Genomic DNA, 22,055 nt, shown 5'->3' on the forward strand with positions numbered 1-22,055 from the left:
ATGTCGAAAGGATTAGTTATTTTACTGCACGGCGTTGGCAGCAGCGGCGATGATCTGGCAGGCCTGGGAGACCACTGGGCGCCCTCCCTGCCAGGCGTAAGCTTTGCCAGCCCCAATGCACCGTACCACTTTGAACAGGGTGCAGGCTGGCAGTGGTTTAGCCTGGCGGGTATTACGCCGGAAAACCGCCCTGCACGTGTGGCAGAAGCGCGTGCCGCCTTTGACCAGACTTTCCAGGCGATCCTCGATCGGCATCAGATGAGCGAGCATCTGGATAAGGTGGTGCTGGTCGGCTTCTCGCAGGGCTCGATTATGGCGCTCGATACGCTGGTGTCGGGCCGCTGGCCGGTTGCGGGCATTGTCGCCTTTTCCGGCCGCCTGTCATCACCCGCCCCGTTCACTCCGGCACTGAATACCCCGTTGCTGGTGCTGCACGGTATGGCCGATGATGTTATCCCGGTGCAGGAAGGGCATTCTGCGGAGCAGCGTCTGCGCGCTCTGGGTGTGCAGGTCAGCAGCCAGTTTGAGCCGGGCATCGGGCACACCATTTCGGCCCAGGGCGCACAAAGAGCCGTTGAGTTTATTGCCGCACGCCTGGGGTGATCTCCGTAGGGGCCGGGCATGCCCGGCCCGATCTATTCCGCATAATCCTCAATCACCGGCGGCGGAGTAAGCGGCAGCGTAATGATAAAACGAGCACCGCCCTGCGGCCGGTTCTCCGCATGGATGGTGCCATCATGCAAAGTGACTATCGCCTGACAAATCGCCAGCCCCAGCCCGACACCCGGCACGGCCGACTCTTTGTTGCCCCGGGAGAACTTCTCGAAAATCAACTGCTCCTGCCCACCAGCAATGCCCGGGCCGTCATCCCACACTTCGAGCATCAGCCGCTGCGCTGACGACTGTGTGGCACGTATGCCGATGTTCGCCGCAGGACCTGCATATTTCAGTGCATTTTCCAGCAGATTGCTTAACACACGCTCCATCAGTGGACCATCGACATCCATCAGCAGCATCGGCGGCAGATCGAGCGCGATATTGCGTCCGGCCAGCAGTACGGAGAGCTGGCGCAACGTGCTGCCGACCAATTCATCCAGTGCCATCCACTCACGTTTCAGATGAAAGCCGCCGGACTGCAACCGCGCCATATCCAGCAGATTATTCACCAGCCGGATGGTGTTCAACGTCTGCTCTCGCATGGCACTGGCCTGCGGAGCATATGGTGAGTGCTCTGAAGCCAGGTCGAGCGTCAGAATTTCAGCCTGACCAAACAGCACCGTCAGCGGGGTGCGCAGGTCATGGGAGAGCGCAGATAACAGCGCATTACGCAGCTGTTCGCGCTCGGCCGCCAGCCTGGACACCGCCTCACGCTGGCTAAGATTCATACGTTCTAAGGCGTTGGCGATCAGCACGGTGAACGTTTCGACCAATCGCTGCTGTTCGGGGATCATCAGCTGACGCAGGTTGAGAGGTTCAAGGATCAACAGGCCCAGTGTTTCACTGCCGCTTTTCAGCGGCAGCATCTGCCAGGGAACACCAGGCAGCGTATCGGTTCCGGCCCCGGCGGGCTGGCCTTTATCAAAGCTCCAGCGGGCAATTGCCCGGTCCGGTACGGCACTGAGATGGGCTTCCCCCACCGCGACCAGCTCGCCCTGTTCATCAGGCAGATAAAGCTCACTGCGGGCCTGCAAGGTGCTCTCTACGCTGCGCTGGAGCGTGGCGGCAATATCACGCTGACTGAGCGCCCGGCTAAGGGCTTTGGCCATTTCATACAAATGGTGCGCCCGCTGTTCACGATAGCGCGCCACCCGTGCCTGATAGCGCACCCCGGCGGTCAGATTACCGACGATCACGCCGACCGCCAGCATCACGCCGAAGGTGACCAGGTACTGCACGTCCGACACCGCCATCGTGCCAGTGGGTGCCACAAACACTAAATCAAAGGCGACAATGTTCAGCAGTGTCGCCACCACCGACGGCCAGCGCCCGTAACGCAGCGCGACAATCACCACGGCCAGCAGGTAAACCATCACCAGGTTAACCGAATCGACCGCCGGTAGCAGCCAGCGCCCGGCAACGGTCACCAGCGCACAGAGTAACAACGCGGCGGCGCAACCCCGCAGTTGTGCATGCCATTTTCCTTCATTGCCGCCTCCGCCTGCGCGTGGAGCCAGTGGACTGACGGCATCTGGCGGCGGGTCATCCAGCGCGACGATCAGAATATCGAGATCCGGCCCCAGTTCGCCCAGACGGTCGGCAAAACGTTCGCGCCACCAGCGGCGGGTCGGACGGCGGCCGATAATAATTTTGCCAAGGTTGTGCTCGCGAGCGTAACGCAGCACCGCACTGGCTTCGCTCGGGTCTGAAAGCGTTGCGGTTTCCGCACCGAGCTCTTGCGCCAGTTGCAGCGTCCGCAGAATGCCGCGCCGCCGCGCTTCAGAGAGGCGATGCAGACGTGGGGTTTCGACATAAACAGCATGCCAGACACTGTCGAGCCGGGCCGCTAACCGGGCAGCACTGCGCACCAGCTTTTCACTGCCACTGTTATCACCAATGCACAACAGAATGGCATCGCGCGTGTGCCAGACTTTTTCCCGTCCCTGAGTATCACGCCAGGCACGCATCTGGTCATCGACGCGATCGGCGGTGCGCCGCAGCGCCAGCTCGCGCAGAGCGATCAAGTTACCTTTACGGAAGAAGTTTTCGATGGCGCGTTCTGCGCCCTCACCGATATAAACTTTTCCCTCTTTCAACCGCTGACGCAGGTCATCCGGCGGCAGGTCCACCAGCACCACATCGTCAGCAGCATCGAAAAACGGGTCAGGCACGGTTTCGCGCACGCGGATGCCGGTCACGCCGCCAACCACATCGTTCAGGCTTTCCAGATGCTGAACGTTGACCGTGGTGATCACGTCAATACCGGCATCCAGTAGCTCTTCAATGTCCTGCCAGCGTTTCGGGTGGCGTGAGCCACGGGCGTTACTGTGCGCCAGTTCGTCCATCAGAATCACTGCCGGATGGCTGGCCAGCGCTGCATCAAGGTCAAATTCGGGGTGGCGATGCTGCCCGGTGGCCCGTCGCGGCAGCAGGGTCAGCCCGGCCAGCAACGCAGCCGTTTCCGGGCGGTTGTGGGTTTCCACCACGCCTACCAGCACCTCCAGCCCCTGTGCACGCAGACGGCGGGCCTCCTGGAGCATCGCCCACGTTTTTCCCACACCAGCACAGGCACCAAAGTAAATTTTCAGCTTACCGCGATGGCTTTCTGCCGCCAGGCGTAGCAGCGCATCCGGATCAGGGCGCTGGAGTTCGTCGTTCATCCGATTCCTTAAACAGGGAAAACAACGGGCGAGACATGCCTCGCCCCTACGCGAGTTTCGCAGGTGGACGAGCCCTTACCACCGTAGTGGTGGGCATACCCGACCCGTCAGGGTTTAACGCTGTAATGCATCCAGTGCCAGGTTCAGCGCCAGCACATTCACACCCGGCTCCCCGATAAACGCCGGGCGCGGCGTCATCGTATTATCGGCAATGAGCCGTTCAACCGTTTCCAGTGGAAGCTGGCGTGCCTGCGCTACGCGTGCTGCCTGCCAGTGCGCTGCCGCAGGTGAAATCTGCGGGTCCAGCCCGCTGCCGCTGGCAGTGACCAGATCCACCGGCACCTGATGGCTGGCCTGCGGGTTCGCCGCACGCAGTGCCGCCACGCGTTCAACAATCGCCTTGTCCAGCGCAGGGTTGCTGCCCGCCAGATTGCTGCCAGAAGAGGCCAGCGGATTATACGCCGCATCACCCGTGGCCGATGGCCGCCCCTGGAAATAATCAGCACGCGTAAAATTCTGGCCGATCAGGGCCGAACCGCGCACGGTGCCCTCCTGGCGTAACAGCGAACCATTGGCCTGCTGCGGGAACCACCACTGCGCCAGCCCGGTGGTTAACAGAGGATAGAGCAGCCCGGTGACCAGCGTCAGTAATATCAGTAAAAACAGAGCAGGACGTAATTGGCTCATCATATTTTCCTTATGCCATGCCCAGAAGGGTCAGTAACATATCAATCAGTTTAATCCCAGCGAATGGCACCAGCAGGCCGCCGACACCATACAACCACAGATTACGACGCAGTAGCGCGGCAGCACTCAGCGGGCGATAGCTCACCCCTTTCAACGCCAGCGGGATCAGGAACACAATCACCAGCGCGTTGAAGATCACCGCTGACAGAATGGCGGAGTTGGGTGAGTGCAACTGCATCACGTTCAGCATATTGAGCTGCGGCAGCGTGGCAGCAAACGCGGCCGGGATAATGGCAAAATACTTTGCCACATCGTTAGCGATACTGAATGTGGTCAGGGAACCGCGCGTCATCAGCATCTGTTTGCCGATATGCACCACTTCCAGCAGTTTGGTCGGGTTGGAGTCGAGATCGACCATGTTACCCGCCTCTTTTGCCGCCTGGGTACCGGAGTTCATGGCCACCGCCACATCAGCCTGCGCCAGTGCCGGGGCATCGTTGGTGCCATCTCCGGTCATCGCCACCAGCCGTCCTTCGGCCTGATACTGACGGATGAGTGCCAGCTTGGCTTCGGGGGTCGCTTCTGACAGGAAATCATCCACGCCAGCCTCGGCGGCGATCGCGGCGGCGGTCAGCGGGTTATCCCCGGTGATCATCACTGTTTTAATGCCCATTTTTCGCAACTCGGCGAAGCGCTCTTTAATGCCGCCCTTCACAATGTCCTTCAGCTCCACCACGCCCAGTACCGTTACACCATCACAGACGACCAGCGGTGTGCCGCCCGCACGCGCCACCTGTTCCACCAGGCCGTTAACCTCTGGCGGGAACTGGCCGCCGTTGCTGTCGATATAGCGGCGCACCGCATCAACCGCACCTTTACGCACCGTGCGCTGCTGCACGTTGACCCCGCTCATGCGCGTCTGCGCCGAGAATGGAATAAAAGTGGCATCCAGGCTTTTCAGGTCGCGTTCGCGCAGATTAAATTTCTGCTTCGCCAGCACCACAATACTGCGCCCTTCCGGGGTTTCATCGGCCAGTGAGGCCAGCTGTGCGGCATCGGCCAGCTGCTGTTCACTGATACCCGCGGCTGGCAGGAATTGCGTTGCCTGGCGATTACCCAGCGTAATGGTGCCGGTTTTATCCAGCAGCAATACATCAACATCCCCCGCCGCTTCCACCGCACGTCCACTGGTGGCAATCACGTTGGCCCCCAGCATACGGCTCATGCCCGCCACGCCAATCGCCGACAGCAGGCCGCCAATCGTCGTGGGGATCAGACACACCAGCAGCGCCACCAGTACTGTGAGGCTCACTGGCGTCCCTGCCCAGGCGGTGAACGGCCAGAGCGTGGCGGTGGCCAGCACAAACACGATGGTCAGCGCCACCAGCAGAATAGTCAGGGCGATCTCATTCGGCGTTTTACGCCGTTTCGCCCCTTCCACCATCGCGATCATCCGGTCGAGGAAGGTTTCCCCCGGGTTGACGCTGCACTGCACCACCAGCCAGTCGGAGAGAATCCGTGTACCGCCGGTGACGGATGAGAAGTCACCGCCAGATTCGCGGATGACGGGGGCCGATTCGCCGGTAATGGCGCTTTCATCCACCGATGCGCCACCCACCAGGACTTCGCCGTCGCAGGGGATCATATCGCCCGCTTCCACCAGTACCCAGTCGCCTTTGCGCAGGGATTCTGCGGACACAGACTGCTGACGGGCAGTGTACTCCGGCGCGGCCAGCTTTTTGGCAAAACTGGTTTTGGCGATGCCCTTCAGGCTATTAGCCTGTGCTTTACTGCGCCCTTCTGCCAGCGCTTCCGCCATATTGGCAAACAGCACGGTAAACCACAGCCAGACGGCGATGGCGGCAGTGAAGCCCGTTTCACCCGGGGTTTTCCCGGCCGCCATTGCAATGGCCAGCAGCGTGATCAGCACGCTGCCCAACCACACCACAAACATCACCGGGTTGCGTACCTGAATGCGCGGGTCCAGTTTTTTCAACGCATCGAGCAGCGCGACACGCATCAGCGCCCCATCAAACAGCGCCTGTTGATTACGACTCATGTCTCTTCTCCGCCCGTTAACGACCGATCATTTGCAGATGTTCCGCCACTGGCCCTAAGGCCAGTGCCGGGATAAAGGTCAGCGCACCGACCAGCAGCACGGTGCCTGCCAGCAGGGCAATAAACAGCGCCCCGTGAGTCGGCAGCGTGCCCTGGCCCGCGGGCTGGACCTTTTTCAGCGCCAGAGAACCGGCAATCGCCAGTACAGGAATAATGATGCCAAAGCGGCCCACCAGCATGCAGAACGCCAACAGCAGGTTCCAGAACGGCGTGTTCGCACTCAGCCCGGCAAAGGCGCTACCGTTGTTATTGGCCGCCGAGGAGACGGCATACAGCACTTCCGAGAAGCCATGTATGCCGGGATTCAGCATGCCGCTGCGCCCGGCCTCAGTCATCATCGCCAGCGCCGTGCCCAGCAGCACCAGGCTCGGTGTCACCAGGATCGCCAGTGCGGTCATTTTCATTTCCCATACGTCGATTTTCTTGCCGAGATATTCCGGGGAACGACCGATCATCAGCCCGGCGATAAACACCGCCAGCATCACAAACAGCAGCATGCCGTACAGCCCGGCACCCACGCCGCCGAAGACCACTTCCCCGATTTGCATCAGCCACATCGGCACCATGCCGCCAAGTGCGGTAAACGAATCGTGCATGGCGTTGACGGCACCACAGGAGGCTGCAGTGGTAATCACCGCAAACAGGCTGGAATTGAGGATGCCAAAGCGCGTCTCCTTGCCTTCCATATTGATAGCGCTGTCAGCACCGAGCGTGAGGAAGTGTGGATTCCCATTGAGCTCGGCCCACATCACCACCGCCACCGCCAGGATAAACATCAGTGACATCGTCCACAGCAGCACATGTCCCTGACGGGTATCGCGCACCACCTCACCGAAGGCAAAGCACAACCCTGCCGGGATCAGGAAGATCGCCAGCATCTGGACAAAATTGCTGTATACCGTCGGGTTTTCAAACGGATGAGCAGAGTTGGCGTTGAAGAAACCACCGCCGTTGGTGCCAATCATTTTGATCGCTTCCTGCGAAGCGACAGGCCCCATCGGCAGCGTCTGCTTCACGCCTTCCAGCGTGGTCAGGCTCAGATAGCTGTCGACATTTTGCAACACACCCTGGCTGACGAGGAACAATGCCATCAATAGCGACAGCGGCAGCAGGACATACAGCGTAATGCGGGTAATATCGCGCCAGGCATTACCCAGCTCCCCCAATGCTCGCCGAGCAAATCCGCGCATCAGCGCGAAGGCCACGGCGATCCCGGTGGCAGCCGAGAGGAAGTTCTGAACAGTCAGCCCGACCATCTGGCTGAAATAGCTCAGGGTGCTTTCCCCGGCATACGCCTGCCAGTTAGTGTTGGTGACAAAGCTAACGGCGGTGTTGAGCGCCAGATGCCAACTGAGGTCCGGTAGCTGCTGAGGGTTCAACGGCAGACTGGCCTGGTTCGCCAGCATGACAAACAGCAGCAGTAAGCCGCAGGCGTTGAACAGCAGGATCGCCCAAAGGTAACGCTGCCAGCTCATGCCTTCTGAGGCCACACCGCTAAGACGCCACAGGATGCGTTCCGCGCCGGCCAATCCGGGGAGCGGACGGTCATCCACCAGACGTGCCAGCCCTTTCCCAAGCGGACGGGCCAACAGCATCAGCAACACCATGTAACTGGCAATCAGTAAAAAAGCAGGTGCGGCCATTAGAATTCCTCCGCATGGATTAGGGCATACACCAGGTAGCCCAGCAGCAAACAGACCAGCACAATGCCAGTAGTGACAGCGACGCTCACAACACACCTCCAAAGGCGTTTTTCAGTAACGCTATTGTTGCGAGTGGCGTGCAAAGTTGATGTAAAAATGCAGGGCTGGGGTGTAAAGAAAGTATAAAAATGGGCGTGAAAACAGGGGAATCGATGATGGTGGCGACAGGGCATTGCCCTGTCGCGCTGATAATGACTAAATAACGTAGCTGTTCATCTTTGAAGTCATACTCCGTCAGGGTTTTATCACCACCTCTTTAATCTTTGGCTTTGGCTTGATACCCCCCGCGACCAGCCATACCGCGACGATGATCACCAATCCTCCGGCGATAAATCCTTTTGAGAGGGTTTCTCCAAGGAACAGATAACCCCACAGAATGCCAAACGGCGGGATGAGGAAAGTCACCGTCAGCGTTCTTAGCGGGCCAATATCAGCAATCAGACGAAAGAACAAAATATAAGCCCAGGCAGTACAGATCAGCCCCAGCGCCAGCACACAAAGCCATACGCCTGGATGGTTCCACTGCACGACAGGCTGGATGATCAGCGAACCGATAAACACCGGAAGAAGAAAGATACTGGCGCCAATCTGGCTGCCCAGCGCGACCAGCCGGGCATCCAGACCACCGCGATCGCCAATCCACTTTTTAGTCAGAAATCCGGCGCTGGCGTAACAAGCCGTCGCCACCAGACACGCGGCAATACCCAGCAGCACCTCCTGTGTCAGGGCCAGGTTGCCAGTAGTGGTCAGCAGTACAATTCCCACCAGGCCCAGTACCACCCCAACGATTTTTCTCAGCGTAAAGGTTTCACTGAAACAAAGACCCCCAATAAGCACACCCATCAGCGGTGTAGTGGCATTCAGGATCGCCGAATAACCCGCAGGCAGCCATTTTGCCGCCAGGCAATACATAACAAAAGGCACAGCCGAGTTGATCACCCCCAGTAACATCGCCGGCAACGCTTTACCATGAAAGGCGATGTGGGTTCGTAGTACCAGCAACAGCGCTATCAAGCCAACACAGCCAAACACCACGCGTAAAAACGCGGTATTCAGCGAACCAAAATAGGGAGTGGCTACGCGCATAAATAAAAAACTGGCTCCCCAAATCGCCGCGAGTAACATTAAACGACCGATATCCCCTTGCTTCACAACACGCTCCTGAAGACTGATTATTGACACTGAACGGTCACACGCCGACTGTGGTTAATCCTCTTTATAGACTGCAGCAGAAAAAAAAAGCAACCTGTCTACTGGTGATTAACCCTCGCGGACCGATAAGACATAGCATGATTCAATAGAGAGAGAGATCAGAAAGGGAAATTGTATGCTTCCATAAAAAACATCGCCAACACAATAAAAACAGAAGAAAACTCCAAATAAACGGAATTAACATAGAATGACAAAATGCATTTTATCTTTAAGGATATGATAAAGAAAACAACCAACTCACGACATGGACAGTCAGATATTATGAAGATTTTAATTGAAAGTGAAAATTATTTCTATAAAAAAGGATTGGAGTCGTTGCTTCAACAATCAGCACTAGAAAGTGCAGTAAGCGATTTTGGATTTATTACTGATGATGATAGCACAGAGAAGAGCGAGATAACTAATATTACACTCAGAGATTCATCTATAAGTATAAATTTATTCAAAAATACAAAAAAATCGGATGAACCTCACATCAGCAAAGAAAAATCAACCTTGCACATTCCTTTTGCTTGTAAAAATAAAAAAATAACTGACATAAAAAGGATAATTGAAAAAATAATTTTCATCGCAAGCATGGATAGAAATGACTTTATAAATGATGATTTCTACAGAATAACAGGATTAAAAAAACATGAGCAACTGTCTCTAACCGAAACTAAAATAATGCTATTACTAGGCAGAGGAAATAACATAAGGAATATATCAAGACAGATAAATCGTTCTGAGAGGACGATTAACGTTCATTTTAGAAACGCATCAAGAAAGATGAAATTAAATAAAAAAACTGACTTTTATAATTATGCAAAATTTATTGTAACCTGTCGACGAAATGAAAGAAAAACGTTATGTATATAACGTACAATATTGAATATTTAAATAAATCATTAAGAGGAGGTCGATTTTATTACGGACCTCCTCAGTAAAGAAAAATCAAGAATTCAAATGGAAGTAAAACATTTGGTAAACGTTATTTATTTCCTAGTGGTTTAGTTTTAGGTGTAAATGAATTCATAATTTGAACATAATGCTTACGCTGAAAATCAGTGAAATCCTGATCGGCGACAAGAGTAAAAACCATCAACATATTATTTCCAGGATTGTAGTCTGGATGCTTAGGCAGTTGCGTATAAGACTGGACTTGACGGACAAAATTGCCATTTTCAAGATAACGATGAGCGACCTGAACGACGGGGAGTTTTGCAGGCCCAATTTTATGTTCGAGTTGTTTTCCTTCACTCTTAAAGCCAGGAAGGGTATTTTGCATTGTTTTCATCTGCTTCTCGCAAAAAGTCACCACCGTTTGGCCTTCTGCCATCATAACCCGATTAATAATGATATTATATTCGTAATCTTCAGGATCGCGAAAACGCATTACATTAACAGTAACATCGACAACAGGAATATCAGTGAGGAAACCGCCCTCTAATACTTCATAAGTAATCATTTGATAACTCGCTTGTTAAATAGAAAATATTACAACTTAATAAAGCTGTGATTTTTTGTTAAAAAAGAAAAAGCCGCTACCATTTTTCCTCGATGACTTCACCCCACCCTGCTCTGTCGATGAATGGACTAATACGAACAGAATGAGGGTTTAAACTTTCTTCCGAAGTAAAATCAAGCGATAGTGAAAAACTGCCATCTTCCGAATTTGAAATTCTCTCATTTATTTCAGCGTTATAGAGAGTATGCTGTTCGAGCAGCGTGTTATCTTCCGTATAGACACCGACATACCAGTAAAGAGCATCTCTTCCTAACGTGGTTATTCTGGATGAGTCAAAGTTAACCGTTCTTTTATTGACACCGACAAGCAATGAACGCCAAAGCCCTTCGATCAATTCCCCATTGGCGAAATAAGCTTTATGCTCATCTCCAATGACATCCGGATGAACCAGACAGCGAGAAAAATCCACTCCTGCCGTTCTCTCGAAATCACTCAGGCTACGTTGCTTACCAAGACAGTAAATGCCATGATCACACTGTTCAGTGGCCTTATGGCCGAGTAAGGTTTTAACTCTGTTTTTAGATATAGCGTCTCTTTCCCACCAAGCTTGATCAATGCTGCCTTTAGTTTTTGCCTCATTGCCATGATCTGTCCAGACTTTCACATGGTCTTTTCTGCCGTAAAAATGCCATAGCAATACTTTTTGAGGATGAAAAATGTCATAGCCATGAGTAAATGCCCTGACTGCCATGGCTATTTCTTCACCCTCAAAAAATATCTGAGGATCATTAGGAACTTCTGTAACAAAGCTCCCTAATGAAAAAATAAATCCTCCAGCAAGATAACTTCCTCTGACCGGGTACGTAACATCGTCAGTCATCACATAAGGGCTCAGCTGTAAAATTTTTTCCTGAGAAAACCCTCTGAACATTAATCGAGTCAGATCGTTTTTTCTATCCCCTAAATTATCCGGTTGATAGGACGGTGGATAACATGTGAGAATGGGTTTAGGACTCAAAACAGTTAAATCATTCAATACCTCAACCATTTGGCTATCCCAGCCGGATATAAAACGACAGTGGGAGTCAATCTGCAGGAAGTATTCTTCCTTATTATAAAGTGTTTCTGCAATATGTCTGGCCCAACAGGCGCCCTGGCTCTGATAATAATGAACGCTTATCACATGGATCACCGCGCCTCGATAGCTGAAGAGATAGAGTTGGAAGCCATGATGAAGTCGCTGCTGGGTAAGCTGCATTCCTTTATCGAGAAAAATAGAGATGTCTTCATCACACTGCCAGCAAATACTGATATGTAGGGACTGTGGGCTGACAGACTGAGAAATCATATCCATTAAAGTAGGAATAAGTTCTGAATCGCGATAGCTCGCGATGCTAACAAAAACACAAGGTACATTATCCATTTTATGCCCTCATCTTAAATATTAAATATGTGTTAATTTACTTGTAATACGATCTCAGCTCTGGCATCAAATTTACCACCGGTGGGTCTTTTACTTGTCTTGCCAGGTGACGCTAATGTCGCCGTCCATTTAAACTGCGCAGGGACTTTATCGTTGCTTGTTACTTTTCTCAAACTTGAACCATCCACGGCAATACTGGCTCCTTCATTATCTCTTATTTGAATTCTCAGACGATCCGTGTATCCTCCGGCATCGGTGACAGTAATATATTTACCATCAGGGGTACGGGCGTCCGCAATGATTGAAGCAAAGACAGAATAGCTTCCATAGTCAGTCCTGCAGTTCATTTCAAAGTCGAGGGGACGTTCAACACCTGAATCCGCCAGGGCTGGTGTGACCGTATTAAAATCGATGTTTTTTGTGCTCTCAAAAGTACAGGCCGGTGTACTATTGAGTGTAATTTTTCCTATATTCAGTTTTTGTGCATAATTCGACATTGCATTGACACCAACATAATTATAGGCGGAGTCACCGCCATCAAAGACAACATTTTCTTTATTAGGTATCAAACGAATCACTTCTGCCGTTTTAAAAAACTCAACTACGAAATAAGAATTAGCAAAATAGACTATGCGACTTAACTGCATAGGGAGATTACCGGCATAAGGGATGTCTTTTTTAACAGTGCCATTATCCCACCGAATTTTCATACTCACACCAGGAATATTGGTAGAGTACATATTATTTCCATCTGGAGTAGGAAGACCGTAAGGCACTCCTCCATAAGAGATGCCAGGCGTACAGTTGATATAGGTCACAGCGTGTCCGGCGAGGGGGGAAGTGATCGTAGCGAATGGCATGGCGGTATCGACGGGTTTATCGGCACTGATACTCAAAACCTGCGAAGGGAGATTAAAAGTAACGGGGGGGCCCCTATCTGATTCCCCGGTAGTATCGAGGGTACATTCAGCCTGCAAAGCGGTACTGACTAACGCACAACATGCCATTAAAATTTTCACTCCAAAAAATTTCATTTATGTGTTCTCGCTGTCAATTTTATTAATGAGTTCTGATGGGAGGATTTTCATTAGTTCAGTAAAACGTTTTCCAACCATGCTTTCTGTTAATTCCAGTAATAAGATCACTGGACTACTTGGCTCCATACGCGTAAACCACGTTCTAATCTCAATTAACTGTGCTAAAGCATCCTGGCGATTTTCTATCTTATTGTTAATTTTCGCTGTTGAAACAGAGCACTTTGCAGACTGCAATGCACCTTTTTGCACTTCACGTGGTGTGGTGCTGGCATCGTCCTGCACTGATTCAAGATGGGTTTCATCGCTTTCAGGTTCAGATAAATCCGCTTCAACAACAGATGACGATTGTGGAAAAAGAGTGAGGAGATGGGTGATAACCGGCAACTCGGGAGCCTCTTCACCGAGGCTGTCCCTCAAGGAGTGCCGGATTGCCAGCAAAGATTTCATCGCACAGTTCAAAGAGATAATCTCTTTATCAGCCTGTTGATGCCACTCCTCTAACATTGCAGAGACCATCGCTTCGGGAAGCGCATCCGGTTCACGAGGAGTGGCGAATGATTTCTCAAAATCCTTTAAGGAAATAACCTGGCCCGCCGCTTTAGGCAATTTGTGATTTCTTAAGTCTGTAATTAACCCCGAAGCATCATCCATTTCTGAAAATGCATTGGCCCGCATGACGGGCTCAAAGTCACCTTCATCAAGCAATAAGGGGTAATACTGTTCAGGATAAATTTCGATGAGGGCTTTTAAGGCTGTGATTCCTTCCTCTACCGCCAGTAAACCGATTTGCCTTAAGCGACAGCGGATCATAATAATAAACAAACGTACATCTTTGCTTTTCTGCATCAAGGCAGCACACTCGCGCTGAACCTCTGACCAATTTACAGGTTCTGCCTGTTCAACAAAATTACCGTATTCAGCACCCTGTTTCGGTTGAATTTTAGACAGCAGAAGAATAAAGGCTGAATCATACTCAAGACTGTCGCCACATGGAAATTCATCCGAAACAGGCTGCAAAAATCCACTATAAAATTGACTTAGTTCAGTGATGATAGTATCAGACACAGGCTCCCTCCTAATTAACCTCTGGCATATATGCCCATCCCCGGCATACACGAGATAAAAACCACAGACCATCTAGCTGTGGCAATAAATTTCCGGTTCAAAGCTCATGCCAGAAACCGGTTCTATGTTATTCAGTCTTTCGAGCCAGGTCGCATAGCCAAGCTGATGTGTACCATTTAGCGTTGCATGAGGAACCTCTTCTGCAGCCAAAACCAGCTGTATATCCCATGCATACTCATACCCAACAAAGTTTTTTACCCACTCCTGCAAGACTGGAAGATCATCTCCCCAGGGACTGAACTGCATATATTCTTTAAGAGTTAGAGGGCCTAAAATGAGTTTGAACTTGTGCTGACAATCTCTCACGGTATTGCCTAGAATAGCCCCGTCGCCAAGCAGCATCGCACAGGCATCATCGCCTAAAATAGTTTGATCGCACTTATCCAGACGTATCCACTGTTCTGCAAACTCCTCCATTCGCACAGGTACCTGAAAATAATAATGTAAAGCGCCAATGATCCCTTCCGGATTACGGGATTCACGAATCAGGTGAGAAGATGATGCTAATCGAGCGTGTGGCGGTAAGTGAGAATGTTCAAGTTCTTGTGCATCAATACCGATTAGGCTTCCGATATAAAATGAAAATCTCTCATCATATTTACGGTCAAGAGAGGCCGTATCCTGCGATAAAAACCACGCACGATACAACAACGATAATGCGCGATGATGAAATATATTAACAAAATCAATCAGCGTATTATCGTAAGCTTCTGATCGAGAATAGGCCAACTCAGAAAAATGCAGCGGCATCGCCCCCTGAGGGCCCCATATTCCTAAACCAAATAGCTCAAGGTTAACCTTGCCGTTCTCCATTGAAATAGCCGATATTTCACGCGGAGCAAAAGCCATATAAGCACACTGCCCGACCCGGAAAGCCTCCTGCACAGGAAGTTTAGCCCTGCCAATCGGTGGCATATCAGTCGTCTTTGCCGCTATTGCACGCATTAAGCTAATGTAGCCCGCATTCCAGGGTTCATCCTGCTTGAACCACGTGTCTAGCTCGGAGGCTGTTGGTTGAATATGCGAATTGTCTTTCATATTCACAGTGCTCCACGCCTTCCAGGCCGCGCTCCCCAGCGTGCAATAAGCCCTCTCTGCATTGAGTGTAATTCTGTCTCAGTAAAAATATTTATCGCAGCATGGCGAGCCAGATAGTTTTCCATGATAAGGCCAAATAAGTATGGACTAATGCCCGAAAATCCCTCTTCATCTACCGTTAAGGTACAGCGAACTCCCCGACCGTAAACCAGCAGGCCATCTCCTGGAATACGCCGAATGACAGGTTCACTTTTGCATCCCACAAGACTGTTAACCTGAGCGATCGACTCCTGATCCGCACCATTGAGGAAGAGGCTAAGCATATTACGCAGCGATTCCCCACCTAACCCATGGTCCATATCCGAGAGTGGAAGGTAATTAAAACTTAGTTGACGAATTAACCGCCATGATGCTTCTCCCAAGGCAAATGCCGCACGCGGAGTACTGGGTTGGCAGACAAACGTTGCACCATGAACAGGAACTGAACCTGGCATTGTCAGATCGAAGCTACCACTTGCCTTGATAAGGCGAGGAAGATCCCGATTAGTCACCATCGCATCAATAGACAAATACCTGATATCATCGCTAAAAGGCGCCTCATTCTGATCGACCAGTGAAACGAATACTTCAGTGCTCACATAGGGGATCCGAGTATCATATTTTCGGGTATTTCTATCCTTGACTCTGGCTTCTCTACGAATCGAAAAATAGCGCCCAAAGTTTCCATCATCAGAATGTCGGGTATGGTACAGGGGTTTAAAAACAACCTCATCACTGCTTTCAGCTTTCTGCCCCAATAGCCGATTTACTGAGAAAACTTCATAGTCTAAAGGTCTGCTCCGGTCAGGAACAACATGGAAACTATTCAGTGCCCTGTTAACTTCGATTCTATCAACTAACTTAGGAAACAGATTGATAACCGGGGTGCAGTGCAGAAGAAACCGGGATGCGTCAATATGACCGATTAAATCTTGTGGCAATCGGTCAAGTAAAATAATGAGTTCAGCCTCATTGGAGTTATTTTTTTTCAGACTATTTGCCAGATGATTTAACGTGAAAAAATAAAATCGCTGACGACAGGAGAAATACTCCTGGATGAGGTTATGGCCGTGGAACATGTTCCATGAAAGCGGTAAAACGCTTTGTTCCGGTTTTAGCCCCTCGAAGGTAAGTGGTTTTTCACTGACAACGACATCTTCTACCTTAGTCTCACCTGATGCATCACCTGCGCGCACAACCATAGCCACATGGCTGGTATGTAATAGTTCAAAAATATGTGAGACGATCCTTTCATCACCATCAATATAAAAAGGTAACTGGTCGAGACCTTCTAGCTGTGAGAATACGATATCACCCTGTAATTTTAGCTTGATGCGTAACGCACCTTTGAGTCGGGAATTAGATATACGATATCGCTCCAGATTGGGGAGATCAGGAGGAATAGAGGTCAGGCGTGCGTCAATAATTTCAACCGGCCAAAGTGTGAGATCCTGTCCGTTGCGAAACTCACAACGCGTAGCCTCTCCCGGTAAAATTCTGGTATGAAAAGTGCTATTTTGGGGAACTAAATACCCCTGCATCAAATCACCTTCTTTCAGATTAGGCTGTAATTGCACAACACCGATTGAAGGAGTAGGAGAGTTATAGTTTGGGTAGACAACATCCAATAACCTTTGAGTAAATTTAGGGAATTCAGCATCCAGTTTTATTTGAGTTCGGGCGGAAAGAAAACAAAATGCCTCAATAAGTCTTTCAACATAAGGATCAGCAACATCTATGCCATGCATTCCCAGGCGGCCAGCAATTTTAGGATGTTTCTCAGCAAACTCACGTGACATTTCTTTCATAAACGTAAGTTCCTGATTATAATAATCAAGAAATTTATGATCCACTGACATTTCTCACTAGATTTGTATCAGCCACTCTTATTAGCGAATAATGATTTTTCGCTAGCTATTTTCCACTAATGATGGAAATCGACCCTTTTTATATTTTCAAGGTTCTACTTCATCTATATAGACGAAAGAACATAACATAAAAAAAGAAAAACAAAACTACAAAAACTGCCCAAAAAATGACTTTAGGAATATTGACCGATTCATATTCCTAAATCAAATTCAGACAAGAAGTTTATCTTCAGTTGCCATATTGAAATTTAGTACTATTGGGAAACAGATGAAGTTAATTTTATCAGCTTCTTCTTCATTAGGATTAAGGGATGAATTAGTGGCTATCACAAGAAAAAACTTATTTGGAAAACTTAACAATTCGTTGTTTAAAAGCATTGAAAGTGCGACAACTTATTGTAAACTTCGCGGCAATCCATATGTCGAAATAACCCATTGGCTCAACCAGTTATGGCAGCAAGAAGACAGTGATCTGAAAAGTATTTTCAGGCATTTTGAACTTGATGCTGCCACCCTGGAGCGGAATCTTTCTGAAGCAATCATCAGATTACCTACAGGTGCCAGTACTATTTCTGATTTTTCATATCACATTGAGCTCGCCATTGAGCGTGCATGGATTTATGCAAGTCTGGAATGCTACGCCAGTCGTATCAGAAGCGGTCACCTATTGATTGCGATGCTGACGACGATGGAATTGCGGCGTGTATTATCCGCGATCTCTCCAGTATTCGACAATGTTCAACTTGATGTATTAACTAAAGATTTTAACTACATTACGCGTTCATCTACTGAAGCAAATGAGTCAGAAGATGATGTACAACATGATAGCGATCTGCCGGGTCAAGCCAGCAATGCTATCAATACAAATGAAAACTCAGCGTCTCTAAGGCAATACTCTACAGATCTTACTGCATTAGCACGTGAGGGGAAAATTGATCCCGTGCTGGGTAGAGACCATGAGATCAATACCATGGTCGATATACTGCTGCGCAGACGCCAAAATAACCCGCTATTAACCGGTGAAGCTGGCGTAGGTAAGACAGCAGTAGTGGAAGGATTAGCCCAGGCGATTGTTGCTGGTAAAGTTCCACCTTCACTTTCTAAAGTCCGCCTGTTATCTCTGGATATCGTTGCTCTCTCTGCGGGTGCCAGTATGAAAGGCGAGTTTGAAGCACGCCTGAAATCCGTGCTAGATGAAGCCATTGGATCACCCCAACCCGTTATTCTCTTTATTGATGAAGTCCATACGCTTATTGGTGCAGGAGGCAATGCAGGAACAGGCGATGCAGCCAACTTGCTTAAGCCCGCTCTTGCCCGTGGCCAGCTTCGTACGATTGGTGCAACCACCTGGAGTGAATTTAAACGACACATTGAGAAAGACCCTGCGTTAACGCGACGTTTTCAAGTATTGCAAGTCGAGGAGCCTGATGAAGATACCGCTACGTCAATGTTACGTGGTCTGGTTCCTATGCTCGAAAAGCACCATAAAGTCTGGATAATGGACGAAGCACTACAGGCCGCAGTGCGACTTTCTCATCGTTACATTCCCGCCCGTCAGTTGCCTGATAAAGCGATCAGTTTGCTGGATACGGCGTGCGCACGTGTTGCAGTCATGCAATATGCACCGCCAGCTGAGCTTCTGCTCAGAAACTTCCAGGCAGAAACAGCCCAAACTGAGCTATCACTCGCAGAGAAAGCACTTGCGTTCGGTAAAGAGCAACGTCAGCGCATTGATGAGTTACAGCAAGATATTACGCAATACGAAGAGCAGGCACAGGTTCTTTCTTCACGTTGGGAGCAGGAAAGAACACTGGTTGCTGACATCGTCGCAACCCGAGAAGAGCTCAATACACTGATCCAGCAAGAATCATCATCAGAAGAGATCAGCCTTGCCCAGAAGAAACTTGGCGCACTGGAAACAAAGCTCAAAAAGAGCCGACAGGAACATCCGCTGGTCCAGGCTGAGGTTAACGCCGAAGTCATAGCCAGTATTGTTGCTAACTGGACAGGTATACCCGTCGGCCAGATGATGAAGGATGATATTCGGACTGTACTGGAGTTGCCATCACGTCTTGAGGAAAGAGTGACAGGCCAGCCTCATGCTTTAGATTTGGTAAGTCAGAGTATTCAGGCCTCCCGATCAGGTTTAGCCGATCCCGGAAAACCTATTGGTGTGTTTATGCTTGTGGGACCATCTGGTGTAGGAAAGACAGAAACTGCACTGGCACTGGCTGAGCAACTGTATGGCGGTGAGCAGAATCTCATCACTATCAATATGAGTGAATATCAAGAAGCCCACACCGTTTCTTCGCTAAAGGGATCGCCCCCAGGTTATGTTGGATACGGTGAAGGTGGTGTCTTAACGGAAGCCGTACGCCGGAAACCCTACAGCGTCATATTGCTGGATGAAATTGAGAAAGCGCATCCAGATGTTCATGAGCTGTTTTTCCAGGTGTTTGATAAAGGCTGGATGGAGGATGGTGAAGGGCGCCATATAAATTTCAAAAATACTATTTTACTGTTAACGAGTAATGCGGGTAGTGAAGTCATAAGCAGTGTCTATGCGGATATTGATACGGCCCCAGACATAAATGGCTTAAGAAAATTATTACAACCAGAGCTATTAAAAACATTCCCAGCGGCATTTTTAGGGCGTGTCAGTGTTGTTCCCTACTTACCATTACAACATTCTACACTTGAGCATATTGTAAGAGTTCATTTGGATAGAATCGGAAAACGTTTACATGAACAACATCATGCGTCGCTTCAGTATGATCATCAGTTGGTGAAGTTCGTTGTAGAACAGTGTCCTGTCGCAGAAACAGGTGCACGTATGTTAATTCGTTTTATTGAGCAAAACATCATGCCAGAGATGGCACGTAAAATACTCAGCAGTGAAAATGGTGTTGATGGGAAAAATATCAACTTAAGCATAAATGCGGATAAGGAAATAACCATACTATTCCCAGAAAAGGAGATTTTACAAAAAGGAAAAGTCAAAAGGGCAAGCAGCACAATAGTTTAAGTACAAAAACATTATCACTAGGATTATAGAGGTTATATATCATGGAAAAGATGAAGATTTATGCAACCGTTCTGGCACTCAGCCTCACAGCTTCTTACTCTTATGCTGAAGATCTAGGGGTCGGCCAAGGTAAAGTGACATTCAACGGAAAACTGATTACTGAAACCTGTCAGCTTGTAGATGGCATGGACGATATTATCGTTCCCCTGCCAACATTATCGATAAAAACGCTCGCTACTGCGGGTGCCACAGCAGGTAGTAAAGTTTTTGAGATCAAGGTGAAAGATTGCCCTACTGAAATAACAAAGGTTGCAGCACACTTTGAAGCCATTGGCAGCACTGGCGTGGATTCAAAAACAGGCAACCTGGAAAATAAGGCAGTGACTGTAGGCGAAGATAAACCGGCAACAGGTGTTCAAATCCGTCTGTATAACTCTGATGCAGAGCAGAATCAGCTGTTATTGGGTGATACGGGTGCATCATTTGATGTTCAGGAAGGAGGAACAGCAACAATGCGCTATTATGGTGGTTATTATGCGACTGCTGCAACAACCCCAGGTCTTGTTACCGCTACAGCCCTGTATACCCTGAGTTACCCATAAAACCCCTGAATACTTGGGCGGGTAATTAATCCGTGATTATTCATTAATCACGGATTAGGAATTGAGTGAGTCAGATAATACGAAATGCAACAGTTATCTGGCTCCTCTGCTGCTTTATGCTCTCCTTTTCATATTAAGATGATAATGCAATGATCTATAAAACACTCATAGCGGCAGTTACTTCTATTACATTGTCAGCAAGCTCGATGGCAGCGATGACCATCGCGGGGACGCGTGTTATTTTCCCCGGTAGTGAACAAGAAGTCACAGTAAGAACAACGAATAAAGGAGATAAACCTACTTTAGTTCAGGTTTGGGTTGATGATGGACGTTCTGATGCTGATGTCAACACAATGAAGGTACCATTCATTATTACTCCCCCGGTGTATCGCGTAGAGCCAGGTAAAGGACAAAGCCTACGACTGATCTATAACAACATGGTATTGCCAACAGACAGAGAATCTGTTTTCTGGTTAAACATGCTGGAAATCCCCCCCGTCTATAAAGGTCCAGCGAAAGACAGATTAGAACTGGCTTTCAGAACAAGAATAAAAATATTCTATCGTCCTAAATCTTTGGACAAAGCGACGAGTAAGCTGGGAGCGAAAGACCTGAAGTGGACGGTAGTAAAACAAGAAAAAAAGGTGAAGGTCAACAACCCTACTCCTTATTACTATTCTTTTGACACCATGACGCTCTTTTCTGGCGCACAAAAAGTGAAAGTGAATGCAGAAATGGTCGCGCCATTTTCATCATCAGAGTTTGTTTTTTCAAAAAATTCACCGGCAATTACGAATCTTACTGGTGGCGAATTTAGTTTACTGAATGATTACGGGGCAGCTGTGATTGGTAAACTGAAGGCAAAAGGAGATGAATTAACGCTCGAAAGTATGAAGTAGAAAGCATTTCATCTAAAGATTCTCATTGGAAAAAGGAGCTTACCAATTGAGCAATTTAATATCGAAAAGAGGCATAGCACAGAAAAAAATTAACAACATCAGCATTCGAATTTTCAGTGCATGTAAACTAGTCGCAGGCATGGTTTGCTCAGTTGCTGTCGCACAAGATGGCGGAGAGACAAAAATAGCCAATGGCGAAAGTGATCCAATAAAAGTTGATTATAACCCGATGTTCATCCACGGTTCAGAGGTGGACGTTTCACGTTTCAGTGAAGGTAACAGAATTGAACCTGGTGTTTATAGTATTTTCATAGTGGTTAACAAAACTCATCGTATAAAATATGACGTCACCTTTAAAAATTCCAAAGACAATCCCAACTCTCAGCCGTACTTTACACTTCAGGATCTAAAAAACCTTGGGATAAAACTGAACTCAGAAAACAAGCTGCATCTACAAACTGATGAAAAACAACAAGATGCCAGTTTCACATTAAAAAGTATCATTGAAGATAGTT

General features: G+C 49.1%; 18 protein-coding genes. 6 read left to right on the forward strand and 12 right to left on the reverse strand.

Translation table 11 applies throughout. The annotated features are described in order from the left end of the window. Positions 1-603, forward strand: coding sequence for an alpha/beta hydrolase (locus FY046_RS15600; RefSeq protein ID WP_446186264.1), 603 nt, complete (start codon positions 1-3; stop codon positions 601-603). A gap of 32 nt (positions 604-635) precedes the next feature. Here the strand turns inward: FY046_RS15600 and kdpD are convergent, their stop codons facing one another. The 6 genes from kdpD to FY046_RS15630 form a co-directional block, all read right to left on the reverse strand. Continuing rightward, positions 636-3,317 (reverse strand): two-component system sensor histidine kinase KdpD, encoded by a 2,682-nt coding sequence (gene kdpD / locus FY046_RS15605; protein ID WP_133844470.1) that lies wholly within the window; start codon positions 3,315-3,317, stop codon positions 636-638. A 114-nt stretch (positions 3,318-3,431) separates the two neighbouring features. Beyond that, positions 3,432-4,004 (reverse strand): potassium-transporting ATPase subunit KdpC, encoded by a 573-nt coding sequence (gene kdpC / locus FY046_RS15610; RefSeq protein ID WP_133844473.1) that lies wholly within the window; start codon positions 4,002-4,004, stop codon positions 3,432-3,434. 10 nt (positions 4,005-4,014) lie between these two features. Next, a complete protein-coding gene (gene kdpB, locus FY046_RS15615) occupies positions 4,015-6,063 on the reverse strand; it encodes a potassium-transporting ATPase subunit KdpB (protein ID WP_446186265.1) in 2,049 nt (682 codons plus the stop codon). A gap of 16 nt (positions 6,064-6,079) precedes the next feature. Then, positions 6,080-7,765, reverse strand: coding sequence for a potassium-transporting ATPase subunit KdpA (gene kdpA / locus FY046_RS15620; protein ID WP_159337708.1), 1,686 nt, complete (start codon positions 7,763-7,765; stop codon positions 6,080-6,082). Further along, positions 7,765-7,854 carry a K(+)-transporting ATPase subunit F gene (gene kdpF / locus FY046_RS15625; protein WP_133844480.1) on the reverse strand — a complete coding sequence of 30 codons (90 nt, stop codon included), beginning with the start codon at positions 7,852-7,854 and terminating at the stop codon, positions 7,765-7,767. The genes kdpA and kdpF overlap by 1 nt, the downstream gene beginning before the upstream one ends. A gap of 205 nt (positions 7,855-8,059) precedes the next feature. Beyond that, a complete protein-coding gene (locus tag FY046_RS15630; protein ID WP_446186266.1) occupies positions 8,060-8,977 on the reverse strand; it encodes a DMT family transporter in 918 nt (305 codons plus the stop codon). 321 nt (positions 8,978-9,298) lie between these two features. Here FY046_RS15630 and FY046_RS15635 point away from each other — a divergent pair, with 321 nt between their 5' ends. Then, positions 9,299-9,895: a LuxR C-terminal-related transcriptional regulator gene (locus tag FY046_RS15635; RefSeq protein WP_446186267.1), complete on the forward strand. Its 597-nt coding sequence runs from the start codon at positions 9,299-9,301 to the stop codon at positions 9,893-9,895. A gap of 112 nt (positions 9,896-10,007) precedes the next feature. Here the strand turns inward: FY046_RS15635 and FY046_RS15640 are convergent, their stop codons facing one another. The 6 genes from FY046_RS15640 to tssF form a co-directional block, all read right to left on the reverse strand. Then, positions 10,008-10,484, reverse strand: a complete 477-nt coding sequence (locus FY046_RS15640; RefSeq protein WP_446186268.1) for a DcrB-related protein — start codon at positions 10,482-10,484, stop codon at positions 10,008-10,010. A gap of 76 nt (positions 10,485-10,560) precedes the next feature. Next, positions 10,561-11,907, reverse strand: a complete 1,347-nt coding sequence (locus FY046_RS15645; RefSeq protein WP_446186269.1) for a GlcNAc-transferase family protein — start codon at positions 11,905-11,907, stop codon at positions 10,561-10,563. A 32-nt stretch (positions 11,908-11,939) separates the two neighbouring features. Further along, entirely contained in the window at positions 11,940-12,941 is a 1,002-nt protein-coding gene (locus FY046_RS15650) for a fimbrial protein (protein ID WP_446186270.1), read from the reverse strand. Then, entirely contained in the window at positions 12,942-14,009 is a 1,068-nt protein-coding gene (locus FY046_RS15655; protein WP_446186271.1) for a type VI secretion system protein TssA, read from the reverse strand. Positions 14,010-14,081: 72 nt separating this feature from the next. Further along, entirely contained in the window at positions 14,082-15,107 is a 1,026-nt protein-coding gene (gene tssG, locus FY046_RS15660; RefSeq protein WP_133844495.1) for a type VI secretion system baseplate subunit TssG, read from the reverse strand. Positions 15,108-15,109: 2 nt separating this feature from the next. Then, entirely contained in the window at positions 15,110-16,999 is a 1,890-nt protein-coding gene (tssF, locus tag FY046_RS15665) for a type VI secretion system baseplate subunit TssF (protein ID WP_167864213.1), read from the reverse strand. 334 nt (positions 17,000-17,333) lie between these two features. Between tssF and tssH the strand changes: the two genes are divergently transcribed. The 4 genes from tssH to FY046_RS15685 form a co-directional block, all read left to right on the forward strand. Beyond that, positions 17,334-20,039 carry a type VI secretion system ATPase TssH gene (gene tssH, locus FY046_RS15670; protein ID WP_446186274.1) on the forward strand — a complete coding sequence of 902 codons (2,706 nt, stop codon included), beginning with the start codon at positions 17,334-17,336 and terminating at the stop codon, positions 20,037-20,039. A gap of 41 nt (positions 20,040-20,080) precedes the next feature. After that, positions 20,081-20,641, forward strand: a complete 561-nt coding sequence (locus FY046_RS15675) for a fimbrial protein (protein WP_133844499.1) — start codon at positions 20,081-20,083, stop codon at positions 20,639-20,641. A 149-nt stretch (positions 20,642-20,790) separates the two neighbouring features. Further along, positions 20,791-21,540 carry a fimbria/pilus periplasmic chaperone gene (locus tag FY046_RS15680; protein WP_446186272.1) on the forward strand — a complete coding sequence of 250 codons (750 nt, stop codon included), beginning with the start codon at positions 20,791-20,793 and terminating at the stop codon, positions 21,538-21,540. Between the two features lie 46 nt (positions 21,541-21,586). Next, positions 21,587-22,055, forward strand: a 469-nt coding sequence (locus tag FY046_RS15685) for a FimD/PapC N-terminal domain-containing protein (protein ID WP_446186273.1), incomplete at its 3' end; no start/stop codon positions are given.

The sequence above is a fragment of the Erwinia sp. 1181_3 genome, assembly GCF_052824965.1.